This window comes from Sulfitobacter sp. SH22, from assembly GCF_965641905.1.
Taxonomy (GTDB): domain Bacteria; phylum Pseudomonadota; class Alphaproteobacteria; order Rhodobacterales; family Rhodobacteraceae; genus Sulfitobacter.
In genome coordinates this window covers 3534383-3558695 of record NZ_OZ282573.1, presented here as the reverse complement: position 1 = coordinate 3558695, position 24313 = coordinate 3534383, and the positions used below count along the sequence as shown (strand labels likewise).

Annotated in this window: 22 protein-coding genes and 1 pseudogene; 14 read left to right on the top strand and 9 right to left on the bottom strand. The window is 56.2% G+C overall.

Translation table 11 applies throughout. The features are described from left to right. Nucleotides 1–289: 289 nt before the first annotated feature. From ACSQ13_RS19355 to ACSQ13_RS19315, 9 genes are all read left to right on the top strand, one after another. On the top strand, nt 290–1417 hold the full coding sequence (locus tag ACSQ13_RS19355; RefSeq protein WP_176251272.1) for an MHYT domain-containing protein: 1128 nt from the start codon (nt 290–292) through the stop codon (nt 1415–1417). 134 nt (nt 1418–1551) lie between these two features. Continuing rightward, nucleotides 1552–2406: an FAD binding domain-containing protein gene (locus ACSQ13_RS19350; protein WP_176251271.1), complete on the top strand. Its 855-nt coding sequence runs from the start codon at nt 1552–1554 to the stop codon at nt 2404–2406. 13 nt (nt 2407–2419) lie between these two features. Further along, nucleotides 2420–2914 carry a (2Fe-2S)-binding protein gene (locus tag ACSQ13_RS19345; protein WP_176251270.1) on the top strand — a complete coding sequence of 165 codons (495 nt, stop codon included), beginning with the start codon at nt 2420–2422 and terminating at the stop codon, nt 2912–2914. Then, nucleotides 2911–5337: an aerobic carbon-monoxide dehydrogenase large subunit gene (locus ACSQ13_RS19340; protein ID WP_176251269.1), complete on the top strand. Its 2427-nt coding sequence runs from the start codon at nt 2911–2913 to the stop codon at nt 5335–5337. The genes ACSQ13_RS19345 and ACSQ13_RS19340 overlap by 4 nt, the downstream gene beginning before the upstream one ends. A gap of 52 nt (nt 5338–5389) precedes the next feature. Next, the gene (locus ACSQ13_RS19335; RefSeq protein WP_176251268.1) at nt 5390–6265 is read left to right on the top strand and encodes an AAA family ATPase; all 876 of its coding nucleotides are present in this window, start codon (nt 5390–5392) and stop codon (nt 6263–6265) included. Continuing rightward, nucleotides 6262–7449 carry a vWA domain-containing protein gene (locus ACSQ13_RS19330; protein ID WP_176251267.1) on the top strand — a complete coding sequence of 396 codons (1188 nt, stop codon included), beginning with the start codon at nt 6262–6264 and terminating at the stop codon, nt 7447–7449. The genes ACSQ13_RS19335 and ACSQ13_RS19330 overlap by 4 nt, the downstream gene beginning before the upstream one ends. Next, nucleotides 7446–8225 (top strand): XdhC family protein, encoded by a 780-nt coding sequence (locus ACSQ13_RS19325; RefSeq protein ID WP_295511637.1) that lies wholly within the window; start codon nt 7446–7448, stop codon nt 8223–8225. Before ACSQ13_RS19330 ends, ACSQ13_RS19325 begins: the two co-directional genes overlap by 4 nt. Beyond that, on the top strand, nt 8218–8829 hold the full coding sequence (locus tag ACSQ13_RS19320) for a nucleotidyltransferase family protein (RefSeq protein WP_295511638.1): 612 nt from the start codon (nt 8218–8220) through the stop codon (nt 8827–8829). Before ACSQ13_RS19325 ends, ACSQ13_RS19320 begins: the two co-directional genes overlap by 8 nt. A gap of 110 nt (nt 8830–8939) precedes the next feature. After that, nucleotides 8940–9392, top strand: coding sequence for a CoxG family protein (locus ACSQ13_RS19315; RefSeq protein WP_176251264.1), 453 nt, complete (start codon nt 8940–8942; stop codon nt 9390–9392). Between the two features lie 139 nt (nt 9393–9531). On the opposite strand, the gene ACSQ13_RS19310 is transcribed toward ACSQ13_RS19315, so the two are convergent. After that, complete coding sequence (locus ACSQ13_RS19310; protein ID WP_295511640.1) at nt 9532–10239, bottom strand: acyl-homoserine-lactone synthase; 708 nt, start codon at nt 10237–10239, stop codon at nt 9532–9534. Nucleotides 10240–10407: 168 nt separating this feature from the next. Between ACSQ13_RS19310 and ACSQ13_RS19305 the strand changes: the two genes are divergently transcribed. Then, nucleotides 10408–11823, top strand: a complete 1416-nt coding sequence (locus ACSQ13_RS19305) for a sensor histidine kinase (protein ID WP_295511642.1) — start codon at nt 10408–10410, stop codon at nt 11821–11823. Between the two features lie 497 nt (nt 11824–12320). Here the strand turns inward: ACSQ13_RS19305 and ACSQ13_RS19300 are convergent, their stop codons facing one another. From ACSQ13_RS19300 to ACSQ13_RS19275, 6 genes are all read right to left on the bottom strand, one after another. Next, a complete protein-coding gene (locus ACSQ13_RS19300; RefSeq protein ID WP_295511644.1) occupies nt 12321–12797 on the bottom strand; it encodes a hypothetical protein in 477 nt (158 codons plus the stop codon). Nucleotides 12798–12949: 152 nt separating this feature from the next. Further along, entirely contained in the window at nt 12950–14296 is a 1347-nt protein-coding gene (locus ACSQ13_RS19295; RefSeq protein WP_295511645.1) for a plasmid recombination protein, read from the bottom strand. Between the two features lie 310 nt (nt 14297–14606). Continuing rightward, nucleotides 14607–15512 carry a radical SAM/SPASM domain-containing protein gene (locus ACSQ13_RS19290; RefSeq protein ID WP_295511686.1) on the bottom strand — a complete coding sequence of 302 codons (906 nt, stop codon included), beginning with the start codon at nt 15510–15512 and terminating at the stop codon, nt 14607–14609. A gap of 134 nt (nt 15513–15646) precedes the next feature. Next, on the bottom strand, nt 15647–16045 hold the full coding sequence (locus ACSQ13_RS19285; protein WP_295511646.1) for a hypothetical protein: 399 nt from the start codon (nt 16043–16045) through the stop codon (nt 15647–15649). Then, nucleotides 16029–16391: a hypothetical protein gene (locus ACSQ13_RS19280; protein ID WP_295511648.1), complete on the bottom strand. Its 363-nt coding sequence runs from the start codon at nt 16389–16391 to the stop codon at nt 16029–16031. Before ACSQ13_RS19280 ends, ACSQ13_RS19285 begins: the two co-directional genes overlap by 17 nt. An 11-nt stretch (nt 16392–16402) precedes the next feature. Then, entirely contained in the window at nt 16403–19060 is a 2658-nt protein-coding gene (locus ACSQ13_RS19275; RefSeq protein ID WP_295511650.1) for an SMEK domain-containing protein, read from the bottom strand. Nucleotides 19061–19908: 848 nt separating this feature from the next. Between ACSQ13_RS19275 and ACSQ13_RS19270 the strand changes: the two genes are divergently transcribed. Both ACSQ13_RS19270 and ACSQ13_RS19265 read left to right on the top strand, forming a co-directional pair. Next, entirely contained in the window at nt 19909–20469 is a 561-nt protein-coding gene (locus tag ACSQ13_RS19270) for a hypothetical protein (protein ID WP_295511651.1), read from the top strand. After that, entirely contained in the window at nt 20466–20903 is a 438-nt protein-coding gene (locus tag ACSQ13_RS19265) for a hypothetical protein (protein ID WP_295511653.1), read from the top strand. The genes ACSQ13_RS19270 and ACSQ13_RS19265 overlap by 4 nt, the downstream gene beginning before the upstream one ends. A 264-nt stretch (nt 20904–21167) precedes the next feature. Here ACSQ13_RS19265 and ACSQ13_RS19260 read toward each other — a convergent pair whose 3' ends face one another. Then, entirely contained in the window at nt 21168–22217 is a 1050-nt protein-coding gene (locus ACSQ13_RS19260; RefSeq protein WP_295511655.1) for an alcohol dehydrogenase family protein, read from the bottom strand. Nucleotides 22218–22287: 70 nt separating this feature from the next. Here ACSQ13_RS19260 and ACSQ13_RS19255 point away from each other — a divergent pair, with 70 nt between their 5' ends. Together ACSQ13_RS19255 and ACSQ13_RS19250 are read left to right on the top strand one after the other, a co-directional pair. Beyond that, nucleotides 22288–22848, top strand: coding sequence for a TetR/AcrR family transcriptional regulator (locus ACSQ13_RS19255; RefSeq protein ID WP_295511657.1), 561 nt, complete (start codon nt 22288–22290; stop codon nt 22846–22848). 15 nt (nt 22849–22863) lie between these two features. Then, nucleotides 22864–23412, top strand: a complete 549-nt coding sequence (locus ACSQ13_RS19250; protein WP_295511659.1) for a hypothetical protein — start codon at nt 22864–22866, stop codon at nt 23410–23412. A gap of 204 nt (nt 23413–23616) precedes the next feature. Here ACSQ13_RS19250 and ACSQ13_RS19245 read toward each other — a convergent pair. Further along, nucleotides 23617–24249: pseudogene (locus ACSQ13_RS19245) on the bottom strand (tyrosine-type recombinase/integrase). Nucleotides 24250–24313: the final 64 nt, after the last annotated feature.

Here is a 24313-nt window from a genome sequence, read left to right as displayed (position 1 = left end):
TCCAAAATCTCGCCGAATGGCCTATCAATCGGGCAAATCTGTTAATGTTTGATGAAATCAGTCCCTGCCAATCCAGCGCACTGAGATTTAGAATTTCGAACTTGTTACTAAATGGAAATAGATAAGAGATTTTGAGAGTTCGGTACCGGTCCCCGTCAACGCCCAAAGGAACCGCAAGAAGATGAAAGCGCCATTAACGCCGCTTGAACCATGGCGTCCCGGCGGCGGGATCATGTTTAGTGTATTTATACCCATTTGATTTGTACAAAGTTTGATGCCATCAAACGGCATGGAATTTTTGGTTGTCAGCCACAACACCGCGCTTGTTATCGCGTCTATTGTGATCGCCATTGCGGCGGGCTTCACAGGGTTGACGCTGTCTAAAGACCTTTCAAAACAAAGCGTTTCACGCCGCAAAGGATCGGTTGCCGTGTCGGCAATCGCCTTGGGAGGCGGCATTTGGTCGATGCATTTCGTCGCCATGCTTGGCATTCAGATGCCGATTTTGTTTTACTATGATGCCGCGATTACGCTCGCCTCTGCCTTGCTGGCGATTCTCATTGTTGGCACTGCGTTGCTGCTTTTGCATTTTCGCGAACGCACCCCTGCCACCTTGTCGGCGGCGGGGGCGTTGGTGGGATGCGGCATTCTTGCGATGCATTTTGTCGGCATGGCGGGGCTTCAACTTTGCCGCGCTGTCTACACGCCTTTTGGCATTGTTCTGGCCGTGGTTTCGGCGATCGGGCTGTGCATCGGCGCGTTCTGGATTGCCTATGGCCGACGGACCAATCGCAGCATTCTGCTGGGCACGCTTTGCTTTGGGGCCGCTGTCAGCACCGTGCATTTTGTTGCCATTGCCGGCACTCGTTTCGTACCGGTTCCCACGTTGCATGAATTCGGACCGGTCATGAGCAACGAGACCCTCGCGATGGGCGTGATCATTTCCAGTTTTATCATCTTTGGCGCATTCCTTTGGATGGGGGTGACATTCTTTGTGCCCGCCGCGCCGATGCCGCGGCCCCAAGATGCACCAGCCGCAGCCGACAAGCCGGCCCCAAAACCGGACGCACCAAAACCCGCGCCTGTCGCCGTCCGCATACCCTGCGAACGCAACGGGGTCACGCAACTGATTGATCCCGCGCAGGTCGCCTTTGTGCGCGCCGAAGGCCATTACACAAACGTCTACACCAACGACGCCAAGCACTTTTGTGTCTGGCCCATCACCGAAGCCGTCACGCGGCTGAATGCAGCCGGTTTCATCAAGACCCATCGCAGCTATCTGGTGAACCCGACACAGGTGAAACACTTTGAACGGCTCAAGGATAATGGCGTGTGTCGCTTTGCCGCGCCGAATTTGCCACCTGTTCCGGTCAGCCGTTCGAATCTCAAACTCGTGCGCGATACACTGGGCCTTTAGGCTTTCGCATTTCGTGCAGCCCCAGGCGCATCTCGTGCAAAATCACGATCGTTTCGTTGAATAGCACAAGCGTCGGCATACCGCTGCGTACATCCTTTGCTTCTGACAGATTTTGCGGAACGGGAGGCTAAGCAATGATACCAGCGGCGTTTGAGTACTATAGGCCGACAGACATGGCAGGCGTAATCGCCCTGCTTCAAGAACACGGGGACGATGCGCGCGTAATCGCGGGCGGGCACAGCCTGATCCCCATGATGAAGCTGCGGATGGCCGACGTGCCGCATCTCATCGACCTGCAAGGCATCGAAGGACTAAGCGGCATTACGGTGACCGATGGCGTTGTGCGCATCGGCGCAATGACAACGCAACACGAAGTAATCGTGTCGGACGCCTTGGCGGCAGCTGCCCCCATCATGAAAGAGGCGGCCTTGCAGATTGCCGACCCTCAGGTGCGTTATATGGGGACTGTTGGCGGCAATGTGGCGAATGGCGATCCGGGCAACGACATGCCCGGCCTGATGCAATGCCTGAACGCGCAGTTCCACCTGACGGGTCCTGACGGGGACCGCGCTGTTGATGCCCGCGACTTCTACGAGGCGGCCTATATGACCGAACGCGAAGACGAGGAAGTGCTGACCGCAATTACCTTTGCGGCACCCACGGGCGGCTATGCTTACGAAAAGCAAAAGCGCAAGATCGGGGATTATGCGACGGCAGCCGCCGCAGTGCAGATTTCCAAAGAAGGTGGCAAAGTCGCTGCCGCGTCGATCGCGATGACAAACCTGAGCGATACGCCCGTCTGGTCCGAAGCCGCCGCAGATGCGCTGGTCGGGACCGCCTGTGACGAAGCCGCCGTCAAGGCCGCAGTCACCGCCATGCTTGGCGATATTGATCCAACAGAAGACAACCGTGGCCCGGTCGCATTCAAGCGTCACGCTGCGGGCATCGTCCTTGGCCGCGCCATCTTGCGCGCCTGGTCACGGGCATAGGGAGGAGAACACCATGTCGAATAAAATGCACGTCAAATTGAACGTGAACGGCCAGGACCACGAGTTCCTGGCAGAACCCCGCGAGTTGCTGATCTATGCGCTGCGCGAAAAACTGAACATCACCGGCCCGCACGTGGGCTGTGAAACCTCGCATTGTGGTGCCTGCACTGTCACGATGAACGGCAAATCGGTCAAATCCTGCACCGTCTTTGTGGCGCAGGCCAATGGCGCAGAGGTGACAACCATCGAAGGTCTTGGCACCCCCGATGCACTGCATGTGCTTCAAGAGAGCTTCAAGGAACATCACGGGTTGCAGTGCGGCTTTTGTACCCCCGGCATGATCACCCGCGCGGCCAAACTGCTCGAGGAAAACCCGAACCCGACCGAAGAAGAAGTTCGCTTTGGCATCGCTGGCAATATCTGCCGCTGCACGGGCTATCAGAACATCGTGAAATCCATTCTGTCAGCAGCGTCTGAACTGAATGCGGCCAAGGAGGCGGCACAATGAAGGACGAAATCACACGCGAAGACCGGGTCGCCAATCTCAAGGGTATGGGATGCTCGCGCAAGCGGGTTGAAGACGCGCGCTTTACCCAAGGCAAGGGCAACTATGTTGATGACATCAAACTGCCGGGCATGTTGCACGGCGACTTCGTGCGCTCGCCCTATGCCCATGCGCGGGTCAAGTCGATCAACATCGACGCTGCAATGGCACTGCCCGGTGTTGTCGCGGTCCTGACCGCCAAAGACCTTGAGCCGCTGAACCTGCACTGGATGCCGACGCTGGCTGGCGACAAGCAAATGGTGCTGGCCGATGGCAAAGTGCTGTTCCAAGGGCAAGAAGTTGCCTTTGTCGTGGCGTCTGACCGCTATGTTGCCGCTGACGCGGTCGAACTGGTCGAGGTGGAATACGAAGAACTTGAAGTGATCGTTGACCCCTTCAAATCGCTGCAATCCGATGTCGTCCTGCGCGAGGATCTGGTGGCCGAAGACGGCTCGATCCCCAACGGCGCGCATGGCCCACGCAAGCACCACAACCACATCTTCACATGGGAAGCGGGCGATCTGGAGGCCACGGAACAGGTGATCGACAACGCCGAAGTCGTCGCAACCGAAGAGATGTATTACCACCGCACCCACCCCTGCCCGCTTGAGACCTGCGGATCGGTGGCGTCGATGGACAAGGTGAATGGCAAGCTGACCCTCTGGGGCACGTTTCAGGCACCCCACGTGGTACGCACCGTCGCATCGCTGCTGTCGGGCATCGAAGAGCACAACATCCGCGTGGTATCCCCCGATATCGGCGGTGGTTTCGGCAACAAGGTTGGCGTCTATCCCGGTTATGTCTGTTCGATCGTCGCCTCCATTGTGACAGGCGTGCCTGTGAAATGGGTCGAAGACCGGATGGAAAACCTGATGTCCACCGCCTTTGCCCGCGATTACTGGATGAAGGGCAAGATCAGCGCCACCAAAGACGGCAAGATCACCGGCCTGCACTGCCACGTCACAGCGGATCACGGCGCGTTTGACGCCTGTGCAGACCCGACCAAGTTCCCTGCGGGTTTCATGAACATCTGCACGGGGTCTTATGACATCCCGGTCGCCTATCTGGGCGTCGATGGTGTCTATACCAACAAAGCCCCCGGCGGCGTGTCCTATCGCTGTTCGTTCCGCGTGACCGAAGCGGTGTATTTCATCGAACGGATGATCGAAGTCCTCGCGATCGAATTGAACATGGATGCAGCAGAGCTGCGCCGGATCAACTTTATCAAGAAAGAGCAGTTCCCCTACACCGCGGCACTTGGCTGGGAATATGACAGCGGCGACTATCACACCGCGTGGGACAAAGCGTTGGAAGCCGTCGACTATAAAGGTCTGCGCGCTGAACAGGCGCAACGGGTCGAGGATTTCAAAGCAGGCAAAACCCGCAAGATCATGGGTGTCGGTCTTTCGTTCTTTACCGAAATCGTCGGTGCCGGCCCTGTGAAAAACTGCGACATCCTTGGGATGGGCATGTTTGACAGCTGCGAAATCCGCATCCACCCCACCGGGTCGGCTGTGGCGCGTTTGGGGACGATCAGCCAGGGTCAGGGCCATGCCACGACCTTTGCCCAGATCCTTGCGACCGAAATCGGTCTCTCCGCAGAAAGCATCACGATCGAAGAAGGCGATACCGATACAGCGCCTTACGGTCTGGGCACCTACGGGTCGCGCTCAACGCCGGTTGCGGGTGCTGCTGCGGCGATGGCGGGTCGCAAAATCCGTGCCAAGGCACAGATGATCGCCGCCTACCTGCTCGAAGTTCACGACAACGACGTTGAATTCGACGTGGACCGTTTCGTGGTCAAAGGCGCGCCCGAGCGGTTCAAGACGATGAAGGAAATCGCCTATGCCGCCTATAACCAAGCCATTCCGGGGCTAGAGCCGGGTCTGGAAGCGGTCAGCTATTACGATCCGCCCAACATGACCTATCCGTTCGGGGCCTATGTCTGCGTTATGGACATCGACGTCGATACAGGTGTTCCGGAAATCCGCCGCTTCTATGCGCTGGATGACTGCGGCACGCGGATCAACCCGATGGTGATCGAAGGCCAAATTCACGGCGGCCTGACCGAAGCCCTCGCTGTCGCCCTGGGTCAGGAAATTGCCTATGACGACATGGGCAACGTCAAGACGGGTACGTTGATGGACTTCTTCCTGCCTACTGCGTGGGAAGTGCCCAACTACGAAACCGACTTTACCGTCACCCCCAGCCCGCATCACCCGATCGGTGCCAAGGGCGTCGGCGAAAGCCCGCATGTGGGCGGTGTTCCGTGTTTCTCGAATGCGGTGCAGGATGCGTTCCGGCCCTTTGGCAACCGTCACACCAATATGCCCCATGACCACTGGCGCATTTGGCAGACCGCCAACAACCTTGGCATGCACGACTAAAACATCTGTGACAGGCCGCGCCTTGTGGCCTGTCACATCCGGGAGGGATTTCATGACTTGGACTACGCTGCAAACGGCAATGGCCGAACAAGGCTATATTGCGTCTGCCGATCTGGCGATGGCGCTGCATCTGTCGCTTTCGCTGGGCCGCCCCCTGCTGCTGGAAGGGGCCGCAGGCGTCGGCAAGACCGAGGTCGCCCGCGTGCTGGCGGCGGTGCAGGACACGCAACTGATCCGCTTGCAATGCTATGAGGGGCTTGATGCCGCCCAAGCGATTTACGAATGGAACTACCAACGGCAATTGCTGGCGATCCGCGCTGCATCCGAGGATGGTGAAACCGGCAAGACCGTTGAGGCACGTATCTTTTCCGATGAATTCCTGCTCGAGCGCCCGTTGCTCAAGGCGATCCGGCAAGACAAGTCACCGGTCTTGCTGATCGACGAGATCGACCGCGCAGACGAGGAGTTCGAGGCCTATCTGCTGGAAATCCTGTCGGAATTCCAAATCACGATACCCGAAATGGGCACAATCACCGCGACCACCCGGCCAATCGTGATCCTGACGGCGAACGGCACCCGCGATCTGTCCGATGCGTTGCGGCGCCGGTGTCTTTATGCCCATGTCCCCTATCCCGATCACGAGACCGAACTGTCTATTCTGGTCACCCGCTATCCTGACATCACCGACCGGCTTTGCGCCCAGATCGTTGGTTTTGTGCAGGCATTGCGCAAACAAGAGCTGGAAAAGAAGCCCGGCATTGCCGAGATGCTTGATTTCGCCGCAGCCCTGATGGGGCTTGGCGTGGCCGACCTGACGGATGATCCCGCGATCTTGCAGGCGACCCTGACCACCTTGCTGAAAACGCAAATGGACCGCGATGCGATCCCCACGGAAATCGCGCAGCGTCTGGCGGGTAAAGCCGCATGAGCCTTGTCACCAAATTCGCGGCCCGCGATCCGGGGCCTGCCGCCCGCATGGCCGGTTTCGTGGCGCATCTGCGCGATCACGGCTTGCGGCTTGGCGTGGGCGAAACCGGTATCGCTCTGGATGCCTTGACCCATATTGATGCCGCAAACCCGCAAGATGCACGCCGCGCGTTGAAATCCGTCTTTGCTGGCTGCGCCGAAGAGGCCGCGCAATTTGACGGGTTGTTCAACAGCTTCTGGATGAACGGCGGGCGTGTGAAAACCCGCATCACACCAACAGCCCCGCAAAGCCCGAATAAAAACGTCCATTCGTCCCGCGATACCAGCGTCGAGGGCCAGTCGAATGGCGGCGCGGGTGATATCACCGCCCCCGATGGCGGCGATGGCGAAGCGCAAAGCGACGGCGAAGGCAAGCTTGTCGCCACCGATGTCACCAACCTGTTCAAGAAAGACCTGCGCGATATCGTGCGCCCCGAGGACATCGCCGAGGCCGAAAAAGTGGCGCTACGCCTTGGCGCTGCCCTGCGCGACCGCCGGTCCCGCCGCCGCAAGGCCGCCCGCAAAGGCGACCGGATTCACTTTCGCAAGGTCATGCGGCAAAGCCTTGCCACCGGCGGCGAACCGTTTGCCCTGCCCAAACGCCAGCGGCCCGACCGGAGCCTTCGGATCACCGCGATTTGCGATGTGTCAGGGTCGATGACCGTCTATTCGCGGGTGTTTCTGGCCTTTCTCGCCGGATTGATGCGCGCCGACCCGCGTGCCGACGCCTATCTATTTCACACCCGCTTGGTCCGGATCACCGAGGCCCTGCGCGACAAGGATGCCTTGCGCGCCCTCGCCCGCTTGTCCCTGCTTGCCGATGGCTTTGCCGGCGGGTCCAAAATTGGCGACAGCCTGAGCCATTTTGCCGGCACCTATGGACGCCGCTTTGTGGACAACCGCACCGTCGTGATGATCCTGTCCGACGGCTATGACACCACCTCGCCCGACGGCATTTCAGATGCGCTGGTCCGGCTGAAAAAACGCGGCTGCAAGATCATCTGGCTGAACCCGCTCAAGGGCTGGGACGGCTATGAACCCACAGCCGACGCAATGGCCGCCGCCCTGCCGCATCTTGACCTGTTTCGCGCTGCTAACACATTGGATGATCTGGCGGCCCTAGAGCCGGAGCTTGCCCGCCTATGACACCCAAACAACTCATGGAAAACGGCTTGCAGGAAGGCGAGGATTGTTTCGCCATCGCCACAATTGTGCGCACCGCAGGAACCACCGCTGCCAAGCCGGGTGCAAAGGCATTGCTGCGTGAAGACGGGACAATCCTTGAGGGCTGGCTGGGCGGCGGCTGCGTGCGCGGGGCGATCAGGGACGCGACCCTTCGGGCCTATGCCACGGGCCAGCCGCAGTTCATCTCGGTCGCGCCCGAAGAGGATCTGGCCGGCAAAGGCGTGCAGGCGGGCGATGATGTAGACGGTATCCGGTTTGCCCGCAACGGGTGCCCGTCAAAGGGGACGATCGACATTTTTATCGAACCCTACCTGCCCAAGCCTGACCTGTTGATCTTTGGGGAATCCCCCGTTGCCGTAAAACTGCAAGAACTCGCCCCGCAATTCGGATGGGCCGTGGCCGCTGCCGCGACAGATACCCCCCTGCCCCCCCGCGCACCGGGCCGCGCCAGATATCTGGTGATCGCAACCCAAGGCCAAGGTGATCTGGCCGCCCTTAAAACCGGTTTGGCCGACACGGCGTCCTATGTTGCGTTTGTGGGCAGCGCCAAGAAATACGCCAGCCTGTCGGAAAAGCTGGTGACGGCGGGTGTGGACCCTGCGCGCATTTCGGCTGTGAAAGCCCCTGCCGGTCTGGATATCGGGGCTGTCACCCCTTCGGAAATCGCGCTGTCGATCCTGGCAGAGCTGACCGAAGTAAAGCGCGGCCTTTTGGTGCAGGCGGCGCAAAATGGATAGTGTCGGTGCGATCATTCTGGCGGCAGGCCTGTCGCGGCGCATGCCGGACCGCAACAAACTGTTGCTGCCCATCGCAGGCACCCCGATGATCCGCCACGTGGTGCAAACCTACCTCGCGGCCATTTCAGGCGAGGTCTGCGTTGTCACAGGGTTTGAACCCGCCCGGATCAAAGCGGCACTTGCGGGCCTGCCAATCCGGCTGATCCACAATCCGGAGTTTGAAAAAGGTCAGGCATTTTCGGTAAAGGCAGGGCTGCTTGAGGCCCCGTTGACCGACCATCTGCTGATCGGGCTTGGTGACCAGCCGGAGCTGACAGCCGACGATCTGCGCGCATTCATCCGTGCGCATCTGGAGGCGAACCCCGCGAAAATATCCATTCCCCTTCGGGACGCCACACGTGGCAATCCCATCGTGGTTCCCGCGCATATGCGGGCCCGCTTGCTGGCGGATGATGTGAACCCCGGTTGCGGGAAATTCACCCGCACCAACCCAGACTTGTCAGCGTATATCCCCATGCCGACCCCCGGATTTTTCAGTGACATTGATACGCCCGATGCCTTTGCGGCATTCGAGCGGATGACACCACAAGGGGCCACAACATGAGAAGATTGCGCATCTACCTTGGCGCTTTGCGTCAAAAATGGAAGCTGACACCCGAACAGGCCGAAACGCTTGCAACCATTAAATTTCCCTGCTGTTAAAAAGGTAAGACCATGGAACTCAAAGACGAAATCGTAATCAATGCACCAAAAGAACGGGTTTATGCGGCCCTGAACGATCCTGAAATCCTGCGCCAGTGCATTCCGGGCTGCGAAGAGCTGATCCAGCATTCCGACACCGAGCTGGAGGCCAAGATCGTGCTGAAGGTCGGGCCGGTAAAGGCGCGGTTCAGCGGGGACGTTCAACTGGACAAAAGCGGCGCCCCCGATGCGTTTTCGCTGACAGGACAGGGCAATGGCGGGGCTGCCGGACATGCAAAAGGCGGGGCGGATGTCACGCTGGTCGCAGATGGTGACACAACCATCCTGACCTATGATGCCAAGGCGCAGATCGGCGGAAAACTTGCTCAACTGGGCAGCCGCCTGATCCAAAGCACGGCCAAAAAGCTGGCGGCGAAATTCTTCAAGAGCTTTGCAGATGTACTGGATGCCGAGAAAGTCGGCTAAGCGGGGCCACGACTCGCATCACGACACCGACGTTCTGGCAAAGGCTCAGGCTTTTGGCAGAACGCGGCGGTTTGATGTAATTTCAAAGGCCAGTTTTTAGGGGCCCGACACGGCATTCCCTTGCGCCACCCGACCTAGCCTAACCGACCTGCCCTGCGACATGCATAACCGCAGCCTGGGTGTTGTCGCCGCTGATGTTAAGCTTCGGGCCCATCGGCAAAGCACTGAGCCCCAGCCTGTTCATCCACCGTTGAAAAACCGCCGGGACGATGCCGATCACATGGGTTGCCCCCTGCTCAGTGGCTGCCCGCGCCATTGCCTTGATCAGTTTGGTTTGAATGACCAGTCGCCGGTCGGCGGGTTCGTTGTGGTTGACGAACAGCCATGTTGCTTCCCAGACATGCGGCATAACCGGGGCTTTTTCATAAAGAACATAGTCGGGAATATCGGGCAGCATACCTAGCTGGGCATCCCTAAGCATATACGAATAGCACCCGCAGCGCGCTGTTGTCGGCAACAGCCGGACGCCCGCCAGAACGCGACCATATTCATGGATCACGACGGATCGGCTTTGGGGGGTGTCGTACTGGTCGAATTCCATGCCTTCGGTATGGGGTAGATCCCAGGACTTCTGGTCGATGAACACCGTTTTACGGGCTTTCAGATTATCAATAAAAAGCTGACCGTAACGATGCTGATTCCCCACAGAGATAACAGTCTCTTCTATCCGGCCGGAAACAGCCGGAACCGCAGGTATTGCATTTTGCGACTTCACGTTTTCTTCGTATGAGACGCCACTTTGTACGGAAGATGTCCCTTGTGACGCTTTTATTGTTTGGAAACCCATCAGTTGCTGCCCAGTGCCTTAATCACAAATTTTTAGAGTGTTAACAAAGGTTAACAATTTGTATTCAGACATGCTTTTGCCATGATAGCAACAAATTTTCCACTCATAGTAGTATGAAATCGAACCTTATCTCGGCATGGCCCAAGTTGGCTGATGGGACGTCACGTTATGAAAAATTTGAAAAACATCGTTTCGATAAAGACAAGCGGTCTGGGAGAGCAGCGCTCGATTTTAAAGCGCTTGCAGGACTACGCCGCTGTCGGACAGAGCCTGTTCGTTCAAAGGGCGGTCATTTATCTGGCGGCCATTAGCCTTGCAGGGTTTTACTATAACACATACGTCGCGCTGTTTTTCCTTGGCGCAATTGCATTGTGTGAAGTTTATGACCTTCTTTTGTTCCGTCATATGCTCGCGACGGGTCAGGCAAGGACGATCAAACCACGCAAGATGTTGCACCAGATCTATGCCACGACCTTCCTGAGCGCGGTAACGATATCGCTTTTCTGTATCGCAATCGCAGTTCAACAAGGGACGGACGGCGGGCACTTTCTTCCGCTGTTCCTGCTCGTCTCGGCCTCCATTTTCGCAACCATGAACAACCATCAATTCATCCCTGTGTTGTGTATGCGTCTGGCGATCTATGTCAGCGCAATCATGTTTATCGCCGTCCGTGACGTCTGGATTTTGCGCCCCCCTCTGGCATCCGAGACGTGGCTTAATCTGTTCACCGTGGTGTTCGTATTGGGCTTTATCGTTGAACTCGCCCGCAATTTCATCAAGGGGTATTCCGTCCTTCTCAACAACCAGATTGCCTTGGAGATAGAGAACAAGAACGCATTGGCAGCAAGCGAGGCAAAAACGCGCTTCCTGTCTACGGTCAGCCATGAACTGCGCACCCCTTTGACATCGATCAAGGGCGCGCTTGACCTTATTCACGCAGGGTCCATCGGTGAAGTTCCTGAAAAAATGGCCCGGCTTCTTGGCATTGCACGCAGCAACAGCAGCCGGCTTATTGATTTGGTCGGGGATTTGCTTTTGCTGCAATCTTCGGAAGCAGGCAAATTCACCCTAAAACTCGCCCCCGTTGATCTGGGTTCGGTCGTGACGGGTGCTATCGACAATTTCCAGCCTTATGCAAAAACCTTGGGCGTCGATGTCGAAGCAAAAATTGACGAAGAGCAATTCTTTGTCAAAGGGGATGGAAACCGGCTGGGGCAAGTCATCACCAATCTGCTTTCAAATGCGGCCAAGTTTTCCGACTCCGGCGGGACTGTCAGGGTGACGCTGACACGTGAAGACGAGAACCTGGTTCTCTCGGTTGCGGATCAGGGCATCGGGATTCCAGAAGGCAGTGAGCGTCAGATTTTTGAAGAGTTCGGTCAAATTGACTCAAGCGATCAGCGAAAGTTCCAAGGGACGGGTTTGGGTCTCGCCATCTCAAAACGTATCGTCGAAGGGCACGGAGGCCGGATCTGCTATGAGAGCGAGCTTGGCGTCGGCACGACCTTTAAGGTGACTGTGAAGTCAATGGCAGAGGAACTGGCCGAAGAACCTGAAACAGAAGCCTATCATACAGCCGCGTGACACCGACCTCGATACAAGTTGGATACGCTATGCCTGTATGGCTCCTGCCCTCAGAGCTAAGGGGCCGCCCGGGCAAATTGTGAAGGTCAGGTTGGTGGCGTGTCAGAATGATCGGTCATGGCAAAAGGCGCGGGCCGTCACCAAAGGTGAATATGCTGCCCCCGAGGATATCTGCCGTTGATGATCCGGTCTGCCTGATTGTCGGCAGCATTCTCCCAAAGCAGGTCATTGCGAGGCTCTGCCTCAACGGGGCGCTGTCGGTTTTGATTCATAAAACACGAATATCCAGTATCCGGCTCGACCTCGACGGCTCACCATTCGGACCGGCTGTATATTGCGTCTGGCACAAACAAGAACACCCGCAGCGTTTCAGCTGCGGGTGTTTCTGTATTTGGTTGCGGGAGGGGGATTTGGACTCACACGAACTTTTCCTTGGCTGAGTGATCCACGGGGCCTGTGGAGAGGGCGCCGAGCGCGTCCCGACGCATCTGTGTCGCTCACTCTGAGGAAGAGCCATCCGATGCTTCAGCTTGCGGTGTAGGTTTCACGGTCTTTTTCTCATCGTGAGCAGCATTGCGCTTTTCCTCCTCGGCGGCTACCCGCTCCGCTTCTTCCGCGGCAAGAGCGTCTTCCTCGTCCGCCTCTTCGTGCATCTCGTCGACGATGTCGGAACGAAGCGGGTGCGACGCGATGCGACGGCGGTTCGCCGATGTCGCAAGACGCTCCAAAGAAAAGAAGAACGGGGCCAACACCTCTTCCTCCATTGCCGCGATGAACTCGGGCATCGTGTCATTGATGGCCTTCGTGATCTGGCGCTCCTTGTTGTCGGACTTTTTGAGGTCCTTCCCCAGGGATCGTCTCAGAGACGCTACGGCGCGCTCCGTCGCCGAGGATTCCTCGGGTCGGGCGATCTGCTTGCGCTCGTTGCGCGTGGCTTTGGAGGCGGCGAATTCGGAATTGATAAACTTGGTCATGGCAGTGTCTTTCTTTGGTTTGATGGCCTCCGCAGAGGTCCGGGTTTCGAGGGCACCCTCTCGGGCTGACCCGAATATGTTGCGACCCGTTTTGATCGAGTCGTCGTTTTCGCGAACTTTTTTCCAGTGATCGCGTATCCGACTGATACAGCTCAAAACTTTTCTTCATCTCCCGATTTTGGGAGTTCGCTGTGGGTCTGTTCCGAGCCTTCAGACCACCCTTTTGTCCGACGCTCCAACCGGCGAAGTATGGATGGGATCGTCCGCCGAATGCCTGCCACCAGCGATCGAGTCTTTTTCGGCAGATGAAGTGCCGCCTCGACGATTACGTCGTCGGCCTCGGCGATTTCCATCATCGCAGTCGCCACACCCTCCCGCGCCTTGGCCTCCGCCCTCTCACGGGCGTCCCCGAACAGACGCTGCCACGCGCGCGCAAACGCGTTTGACGCCCTCGCGACGCCCTTGGACGACTTCTTCCGAAGATCTTCGAGCGTCGGATGCGGCGTCGGGGACGCCGGATGCTCGACTGCGTCGATGAGTTCTGGTTTGCTGCCATCGACGCCTGCCACGAACGCGCCAGACGTTATGCCCTCTGCGACTGCGAGCACGGTTTCTGCCTCAGCCTCTCTCTCGGCAACTTGCACGGCACGATCATCCAGAGCCGTCCTATCCGTTTCCATCGCCTCTGCTTCGGCTTTCAGGCGAAGCTCTTCTTCGGCTCGCCACTTCCAGGTTTTCGCGTGATACCGACGTTTCGGCGGCTCCTCTCCGTTCTCTCGGGCCTCTCTTATGGCGGCCGCACGGCGCTCCCCCCGCACCAAACCGAGGTCGGAGAACCACTGACCGACACTGTCCTGAGCGGCCTCGTAATCCTTTATAAGTGGATGGATCGAGGGCTGAAGCATCTGTCGCGTCGCCGTCGCCGTCGGTATCTTCGCCTTCGGCTTGGCAATTTCCACCGTCGCCCGCGGCATGATCACCGCGTGAATATGGTATGCGGCCTCGTCCCGGTCGGCTCGGGCGTGGATCACATCGTCGCCGAAGTTTTTCTTCAGCCACGTGATGGCCCGGCTGCCGAAATCCTCCTCGCGCTGGCCTTGATTGTCGCCGAAGAACACAGCGTCGCCGTCGAACCAATCCTTGTTGACCGTGAGGATCACTTCACGCATTGGCCCGTGCCGCGTGGCCCGCCAAGGTTGCTTCGGCCCTTCCACAAGGCGCCGCTCGACGTCCTTCTTCCGCTTACGCTTCTCGAGCGACTCGAGCTCGGCGGCGAAGTTCTCGGCCGTCATCTCCCGGATCTCTGCGAGCGCCCGCGCCGCCCAATCCTCTGATCCGATCAGCGGCGGACCGTTCAGCTTCGTCCGCGACCGGTCGATATGGCTGAGGTCTCCCCCCTTTCTCAGTCTGTGGCTCTCGTAGCCCGCAAGCTGATGCGGGTAGAGCCCTTCGAACCGAAGCACGACAGGGTAGTCTGTCCTGATACTTGAGCCATCCATCTTTGATCTCCAATAAATGTGAGATCAGAAGTTGGGTGGATGTCGACGGATCGGGAAACGCCGGAGCTGAACTTGGATAGCGTCGTGACGATGGAGCGTTCATGGTTCGTAAGATTGAATCCAAGGAGCAGAACAGGATGGTAAGTTTGGAATGCGTTGCGGCCCAATATGAAACAAGCGCAGCGCCCGGCACAAATGACCAGAGCGGGCGGGAAGCGGTCATTAGCTGCAGGTGCGAAGAAACTTCCGACAAACAAATATGCTGACGTTCATCGACTGCAAGATTTTGGCTTGGCCGCGAAGTCCTAGCTCAACGGTTGCCGCACACAACTAGGTCGTCGAACAAGGGACATCCGTTCATGCAAGTGGAGCGATGAGAGCAACCGCCGCAGCGTTCAGAAGCGAAGTAACTACGAAATGATGACATGTTCTCTGACTTCGTCCAGATCTCTAGCAGTGAAGTGCTATCTGTCAGCTTATCGCCCTCTGCAAGGCCGCTCTGGAAGGAGCATGGATGAACCGAAAGGTCTTCAGAGACGTACATAGAAAAACGCCCGGCATCGCATGCGTCCACCATGCTGGTATTAGAATTAGTTCGAGCGAAGACCCCGCTTACGCAACAAGCGTCGAAACCAACTTTTAATTTTCGCTGGCTTGAAGTTGCCAGCTTGAAAAACTCATCCAAACGATCACTGTTCCGCAACATCTTCTTTTCAAAGACTTTCCGGCCAGACGGTTTGTAGTTTAGGAAAATTATGGCGTTGATGCCTGACAAAAAAGCTGGCGGCTCCTGAAGCCATGCAATTGCAAGGTCAATGCTCTCCGAATCCAAAATGAAGTGAACGTTGACCTTGATACCGCACTTTGTCAGCGTCTCAATGGTTTCAGCTGTTTCATTGAACGGTTCGTAGGCAGATACAGCAACGGCACCGCAGTGTTTGCGGGTCGCTTCCAGGATTTCACGACTTAGACCGCGCCCGTTGGTCGTATAGTTCGGCACAACTCCCTTTGAAGCAGTGTACTCTAATATCTCGATAAAATCAGGATGTTGGTTTGGGTTTCCGCCTCCCAAGGCAACCTGAAAGACACCCATTTCGGAAGCTTGATCGATGATGTTTTTATAGTCTGACAGCGCCATGTGCTGCCCGTGTTTAGTCGACGACTTGTAACAGAAGACACAACCCTTATCGCACCAATTGGTTATCGATATGTCCATTAGCTCTGGGCCGTGAGGTGACCAAAATGGATCAGGCTCTCCTTTGTCGGGCATTCTTGCAAAGAATCCGGTCTCTGGGTTGAAGAACGACGTGTAGCCTAAACTACTGTAACGAACAGACTTGAGCATCTTATTTACCAATAGTTGTTGAATGCGTTAATGAAAAATTCATCAGATCTGATTTCAAACATTTCCATACACAATAAGGACTCTGCGAACGGACCATCGCTGCTGAGAGAGCCTGTGTAGACCGATTTTCCTTGGGCTATGGCCTCTTTCATTCGGTCAATTACGTCTGGTGTGAATTCATGTTTGTTTGCCAGCTGTTCTGCTTGATCGGGCGTCGCGATAGTCTCACCGTATTGCATTCCGGAGATTATCTCATAATGCATTTCGCGGAAAAGTTCTCCCAAAGGACCGTTCGGATCAACACCTACGGCCTTCATGAAAACCTCCTCAGTGAAGTCGTTATCTGAGATATAGACGAAGGACGTCGACGAACTATTTGAAACAAAATCAAGTTTTAGCTTCATTGTTGGCCCTTTCAAGCTCTTCAATGCAGGCGAGAACCGTGTCTAGTTGGTTCTCTTCATAATCTCCATCGACAATCTGCGGCAACCAGGTAACCAAAAAAATCTGATCATGGGCCAGTTCTTCGTCATCTAACTCGAGCCCGTGCACAATTCGAGCATAGTTTTCAGGTGAGCCATACTCGACAGCGTAGTAGCGTTCAAACTCCCGTCTCATCTCTGTCGAGTGTACAAAAAGAGCATTGTACACCTTTCCGAAAAGTTGTTCGCCGAGACCTCCTTCCGATACCCCAAGTTGCGTAAGAAATGCCTGCCTGTTTGGCTCCCAAGAGGTGGGTAATACTAACAATACATGATCCCTCATTGCGAACTGATGCCTTCTGCTATCTCGGCGAGGCATTCGCGGACACGCACTGAACTTGTTTTAGCGCATCGGTCTAACGCACCAGAAAACTCTGGTACTTCGGATCTCTCGGAAAATAGGTTCTTGACCGCTTCTCTTTCGTCCCAACGCGCATGAGGAGCAAAGAACAGCGACACTGCAAGGGCCGCCTCGCCAACGCCGATTTGTTCCTCGCGACTTAAACCAAGAAGAGACTTCAATAAACTGCCGATTTGATCCCGCCATTCATCATCTCGATAGCCTTCAGATCTTGAGAAAGCTGCCTTTGCAAATGCCTCTAGCCCCGCGTCTTCGAGGCCAGCTAAATGATCCAAGAGTATCTGAATATTTATAGGATCAGTTAGGACGCGTTTCCTGAAAAGGAACCAAAACAGTCTCCGAAGCTGACGATCTGCGGCTGGTTTGGCAAGCAGCTCATGCACCGTCGAGACGTCGGATTCAGACTGTATGTCCGGTGACAGAACTGGCAGATTGTTAAGGTAGTGGGTTTGGAAATCGTCGTTAGCTTCGCAGAGAGCTATCACATGGTCGTTGAGCTCCTTGCGAGATAAAATATACGCGTACCGAAAGAAGCCCTCGTAGATCGGCCATTTTTTGATATTGCCAAACATGGTAGTGACTGCATCTGGGTCGTCCTTTGACAATTGGTTGATCACAAAGTGGGCCAACAAAAAATCCCTCATCTCATCGTAAGTGAATGAGATGTTGGACAGGCCCAAAGAGGAGAGCCCAGTCGGAGGAACTTCCCTCCGGAGAACGATATCTTCTCCCACAAAAGCGTCAATGATCTGCCTTTGCTCCATACTAAAGCCGTCCAGAGCAATTTGGGCGAAGTCCCCTACCGACAACATTTTCGCGCAGACCTGGTAGAGTGTTGAAATAGCCTCTTGTTGCTTGTCTTTGGGGAACTCCTGAATCTTTGTCATAAGGTATCGCTCAAAGATTTCGCCCTTATAAATATCCGGTACGAAACCAACCTTCTGATCTTCGTTGATATCACAGAAAATCCTTAGCAAGATTAGGTCGTCTTGTAGCACCCTTTCAGCGTAAGTCGACAAACGACCACGTACCTTAAAGTGCTCCAAATAGGACGCAAGCAGCTGAAGTTTGTTTTCGTCAGACATTTTGCTTCTCAGATCTCGCACACGGTGCATGAATCCTAAGAACTGAGGTTCAAATAGGCCTGAGAACTTATGATCAAAGAATTCACTTCGACAGGAAATAATAACCTTTATGTACTCGTACTGGCATAGGGCCTCCAAAAAGACTCTGAGCTCAGACACAAACCCATCCAGGTCACCAACCTCGTTGATACCATCTATAGCGATTATGAATGGCTTTCCAAAGTCGGCGGCGACAGCATTAAGTAGTTGAAAGAGCTCATGCGGGTCACCGAACTCAGGAGAATAACGATTATTTGCGATGTAGGACAGCAGACGATTTGGTCCAGGATAATCGTTCAGCCTTCTTGCGGGTATAAATATCGTTGGGACTTCAAACTTTCGGAATTGGTTTTCAACTAGGTCGCAAATAAAATTCGTTTTGCCTTGACCCGCCATACCTGTGACCAGGAAAATCTTTGCGTGTGCAAGTTCAACCATCTTTTGGATGCCTTCGAGGGACCGAACCAAGCCCATACTGCCATATGTCAGACTGTGCCTAAATACCTCCCAATAACCACTCAAGTAGTCATGCGATCCGAACGTTTTCTCTGCTTGTCCTTCGTGAGTGTATGGAAGCAAGTGCGCCTTCATCTGGGAAATGCCATCAAGCTGAGTTGCCAGACGTCCAAAAAGATCCGAGAGCGTGTTTGGATAAGGAGATGAAATGGTAGTTGCTAGGTCGAAATTAATTGGCTTCAGGTGCGAAAGCTGAAGAATTCTATTGTATTCTGCCAAATTGAAGTCAGACAGGGCATCGTCGATTTTCTCGCAAAAAAACAACGGGTTTGCGAAGTATCTCATCTCTTCCTTTGTCTTCGTGGTTTCGACAAAAACAGATGGAATATACTTTTTGGAGATTTTTTCATCTTCGATCTTTTTTACGCTGACTTCTAAGAAGGCGTTCAGTTCTGCCCGAAATTTGCGGCCAGTATCTTCGGCGGCAAAAAAGCGGTCCAGAATGTCTGCGACGGCCTCCAATTTTTCTTCCGGAAGTTCGCTCAATAGATTAGATAGGTTTTGATGATCCAGTATATCCCGCTCAGGGCTAAAATCTATGGAGCAATCTCTTGCAGCTTTTGCTAGCTTTTTAGACGAATAACTCGCCTGCTTCTCTGTCAGAACGTAGACTAGCAAGCGGTCAAATTCACTTCCCAAGCCGTGCTCTTCAAACTTCTCCACCGTCTTCAGAGCCTTTCCACTCGAGCCGTCGGAAGTAATTTGCAGCGAAACTCTGCTTTTTGAACAGCCCAGATCAACCGCCGGAAAATTCATCTGGATTTTATTTTGGTTCTGGAGATTTGGACAATCGAACACGACAGAAAAGACTGGTACCAACAGGTCTTCTGCTATTGTGTTTATGTCAAAAAGGCCCATCGAGTTTTTCACGCGCACATCATAGGCGAATCGCGCTAGTAGTCCGCTTGATTTTATCAGGAGTTCCTGTCTTCTCATGGGGGGATAATTACCTTTCGAAATTAAGGCACTTAGCAATTTGAGCGAGGGTCTGGTCTCAGATCGCTCCGTCATCCTGTCTCAGGGAACATCACTGGTCGGCAAACGTCAATTTCCAATCGTGGAGTTCGGAACCTCTGGCAGCAACTATACGTTACCGAGGTACAAAAAAGTCGCGTGTTTTGCGAATGGCTGCAATGCGGGCTGCAACTGCGGCATCTAAGCTGGGCGTTCAACGGCAGCAATGGGCCGGAAATGGCTTGCGCAAGTGAGACGCATCGAACGTCCGAACTTAAAACCGTTCAAACTTCCGCACAGGTACGTACTCACTAATTAGCTGGCATTCCGGCGCCTGCGGCCCCTGCATTCCAGCTGTCGTTCGTCGGGGCGCCGCCCCGAACCCCGCTCTCCGAGGGCGCCTTCCGCGGGAGGCTTTCAGCCCGAGCAAGAGAGCGCTGCGCACGCCCCCTTGCATCCCCTCGCGGCAGGGGACCGTTCGCCACTCCCCCTCCACCCCCCATTATCATTGCCGGCGTCTTCCGACGGACTTGGGAAGGTGGTTTCGCCCACCCCCAAGGCCCCGACGACCCGGGGGAGATGTTGCGCACCTCTCCCCCGGGACCCCCATTCGCGCACGCTGCCCGCGCGAGGGGTCGAGACGGGACACCCTTCTCGACGCTCTTCCCGATGACGCGTGGGGAATGATCGAGACCGGGAGCATTCAGGAAAGGGGCCAAGGCTCTTTCGACGTGCGCGTGCCGGGTGGCGCGCACGACGAAAGACCTCGGCCGGAGACGGAAGGGATCGGAAACGGGCGCGGCGCAAACCCAAATCCAAAGGAGCTTCCAATGCTTGATTCAGTATCTTTCCCCGCCGTGATGACCGACGCCTGGCGCGATCACCTCAGCCACGGGCACATCGTCCTGTTCCGCTTTCCGCTGTCCGAGGGCGGCGAGGACGCCGAGGTCAAGGCGCGGCCCTGCCTTGTGCTCGACATCGAAACCATCGCAGGTGCGCGCTACGCCGTCATCGCCTACGGCACGACGTCGCGTCGGAAAGCCAATGTCGGCGAGGAGATCCACGTCCGCAGACGCGACGCCTACGTCGCCGCCGGCCTCGATGAGCCCACCCGGTTCGTCGGCGCGCGACGTCTCCTGGTGCCGCTGACGCACTCAGCTTTCGTGACCATCGCCGACAGCGGATCGCCGGTGATGGGCCGCCTGGTGGGCAGCGAGTTGGAGCGTCTCAACACCGTGCGCGGTCGCATCCACGCCCTGCGCGACATCGCGACCGAGCGGCTCAGCACCCGGCGACGCCGGTCGCGGCTGGGCCTCCGCCCGATGCGCGGGGTCACGGTTGAGTATCGGGAATTGCCACCGCGGACAGTTCGTAAAGGGGCCGCGACATGACCGCGTTGGCGAAAACTGACCTGTCGGTGGAGACGCTCGCTGCCGACGCGCTGGCCCAAAGCCGCTTGGCGTTGCCGGCACTCCGCCAGATCACGCAGGATCTACTCTTCGGCGACGCCAAGGCGCAAGCACAGGCGATCATCGGCTCCATCGAACGTCGGGATATTCTCAAGTCCTGCGTATCCTGGGACCTGTCCGATCTCATCAGACATCTCGACGCCGAGATCGACGACGCAACTGTCAGCGTGGAACTGTGGTCCGATCACGATTGCGATGTGACGGGCAACAGCTGGGTCGAAACGGTCTGGACGCAGGACGCCGTCAACATGGCGGCCGTGCGAACCGAGCTGACTACGTTGTGCGAGCGGATCGACGCGGTCCTCGACGTCGAGACCATCGGTAAGGTGCTGCCGTTCAGCAAGCGAAAACCCTGAGCCTGGACGGCGCGCATCCCGCGCGCCGCCCCTTGAGGCTGGACACACCGGCCCCGGCTTTGCCCGGATCAAGCAAAGTCAGGACGCGCCGACGACCCTTCTGCTGCTACAGAGGTCGGCGCGTCCGAATTACAAGCTGCAATAGAAATGGGAGACAAGCGAAAATTGCAGACGTCCGCTGCGGACGATCTGGACGGCGAGTGTGCGGGACTTAACTGCCGTTCAGCAACCAACCGCCAAGGTCGGCTTTACCGATACGGCGGTCTATTGGTCCAATTTCAGAACGATCTTACCGATGTGCCCCTTCTCGCCGAAGGCGTCCTGAGCAGCATTGATCTCGCGGAGTGGATAGGTTTCGGCGACCAGCGGGGCTATGTCGCCGCGTTCTATCAGTTTGACAAGGTTTCCGAAGACCTCCGGTTCCAGAACAGTGCAACCGAAGAAGCTCAAATCCTTGAGATAGAGCGTGCGCACGTCCAACTCGACAATCGGTCCTGCAATCGCCCCGGCGACGGCGTAGCGGGCGCCGGGGCGCAGTACGTCCAAAAGCGACGGCCATTTCGGGCCGGCGACAAGGTCAATTACCGCATCGACCTGTCCCGCGCCAAGGGCGGACAGGTAATCCGCATCCCGGTCAAGAGTCTGATCCGCGCCGAGAGCTTTCAGTTTGTCGGCCTTGCTGGCGCTCGTGACCGCTACGACCCGCGCGCCACGGGCCGACGCCAGTTGCACAGCCGCCGATCCCACTCCGCCGGAAGCCCCTGTCACCAGCACGGTTTCGCCTGACTTGACGGCGGCGCGTGTCAGCATGTTTTCGGCGGTGGAATAGGAGCAAGGGAACGAAGCCAACTCGAGGTCGCTAAGGTTGCTTTCAACGCGGTAAGCGTGCCGCGCCGCGACCCGTGTAAACTCGGCAAAACCGCCATCGCATTCGGACCCGAAATACCAGGGAGTTTGCAAAATTTCGCCGTCAGCCTCGCGAATGCAGGGTTCGATCAACACCCGTTCACCGACACGCGCAGGATCGACCTGATCGCCCACGGCGACGATGTGCCCGCACATATCCGCACCCTGAATGCGGGGAAAGGACAGCGCCTTGCCCGACCAACTTGCATCGTCGGTTTCGCCGTCGCCCTTTGAATACCACGCCAATCGGGTGTTGATGTCGGTATTGTTGACGGCGGCGGCACTGACCCTGACCACGACGTCCCGCGCACCTGGCGTCGGCACGGACAGGTCGTCACGCCATTCCAGTTTCTCCGGTCCGCCGTGTCCGGTCAACACGACGCCGCTCATTTTGGAAGGCAATGACATGGGTGGGCTCCTCTGGGTAGAATGATAACTCTACTTGCTGACGTAGAGGGATCACTCTACTAAGTCAAGGATGACGGATATTCAAAACCAGATAGATGCCGGGCTGGAGCAGGCTTTCGCAAGGCATGGTTTCGCCGAACCCAATATCGAGACCCTTCGCAAAGCGACGGGGGTAAGCCTTCGCACACTCTATAAATATGTTCCCTCGCGCGACGTGATGATCCTTCGGGCGTTGCAGCATCGGCACTGCCGGTATATGGCGCATGTTTTCTCCGAAACCGAGAACGCGGACCGATTGCCCTTAGCAACCATCGTTGATCGCGTTGCGCAGTGGATGAAGACGGAAACAACGCACGGCTGTTTGTTCCACGCAGCTGTCGCTTCCTCACCTCAAGATGAAGATCTGCTTAGGCTGTTGAATCGTCATAAGGCAGAGATGGCCGACCGCGCCGCCAATGCATCAGGGTTGATTGGCCGCGAAGGCGAAATCTCGGTCATTGTAGAGGGATTGATGCAAAGCTGGCCCCTGCGTGGCGAAGAGGCTGTGAGAGCGGCAAAAGTACTGGGCGCGCTCATTTGCCGAGGCGATGGCCAGCAACATTCTGAATTAGAGAGCTGGCACCAAACCTGATACGGGAGAGTAAAGATGACGCAGAAAATACTGAAAGACTTTGTCGTGCAGATTCGTGAAGCAGCGGCAGCCGAGGATCGCAAATCGGCCATTCGCGAACTGCTGCAAGATAGCCAGTCCCGCAAGGTTCTGATGGCAGACGCAATCGCCGCCTTGGAGGAGGATGAAGTCATGTTCTTCGAAGACGAGACCTGCTCGATCTGGACTTGCCGGTATGACCCCAATGTCGTCTTTGCACCGCATGAACATGGCATGGGCGTGCATATTGCAGTCTACCGCGGCACCGAGGTTGAGGTGCTTTACAAACGCGCGCCCGGCAAGCTACGCCACGGCGGTAACACACTGGTCAAAGCCGGAGACGTCGTGCGCCTTGGCCCCGATGCCATCCATGCGATCACGGCGGATGGTAGTGAACAAAGCATCGCCATTCACGTCTATGAAGGCCCACTGACGCAAATAGAACGCTCGCTCTTCGACTGGACTACCGGTGAGGAGGTAGAGTTTAGCATGGAGAACTTTTACGCCATGGCCCGCCGGAAAGTGGATATGGATGAATTCTGCTGACGCATCGTATAATTGGCCATACTACCGCCCATGTACGTAGATGAGTCTCTTTTAAATAACGTTCGGTTTTGGCCTCTGGCTACATAGCAGGCATTCGCCGCGATGCAGAAAGTCGGTAAAGTGGGCTCAGCGCTGCCGTTGTCAGTATCAAACGATCACGACCGCTTCGAAATGACGAACGGCTCCTACCGTTCGTCAAGTTTCTTAGATGTCGATCCGTTCAGCTATACTCAAGGCGTCTTCCAATTCGACCCCCAGATAACGGACTGTGCTATCGACCTTGGTGTGGCCAAGCAAAAGCTGAACAGCACGTAGGTTACCAGTTTTGCGGTAGATTTCCGCCACCTTCGTTCGGCGCATGGAGTGGGTGCCATAGCCGCTTGGTTCTAGACCGATCGAAACAACCCAATCCTGAACCAAGCGCCCATACTGGCGTGTTGATATGTGCGGGCGATCATGAAAACGGCTGGGGAACATAAATTGGCATCCCATCATTTCCGGAGAATCGATCCAGTTGGTCACAGTTTCTCGCGTGTTTTCAACCAGTTCAAACTGCACGGGCTTTTTCGTTTTGCTTTGAACGACCGACACGCGTTCCCGCACTCTGTCATCCCTGATAAGATCATCGACCTTGAGCGCGACCAAGTCGCAACCGCGCAATTTGCTGTCGATTGCGACGTTAAACAAAGCTAGATCGCGAAGATTGCCCGCGAGTTCTAAGCGCGCGCGGATGGCCCAGACCTGCTTGGGAAGCAACGGTCGCTTTTGCCCGACAAGGCGCCCCTTGTTCCAAGCTCTGCGTTTCGGGGTGACGGCGGGAAGTTAGACTCTCGGCATGGTTTGCCCTCCATCCAACCCTCCAGCCCAAACATCAACGTAGCGCTGACGAAGTATTATAGCT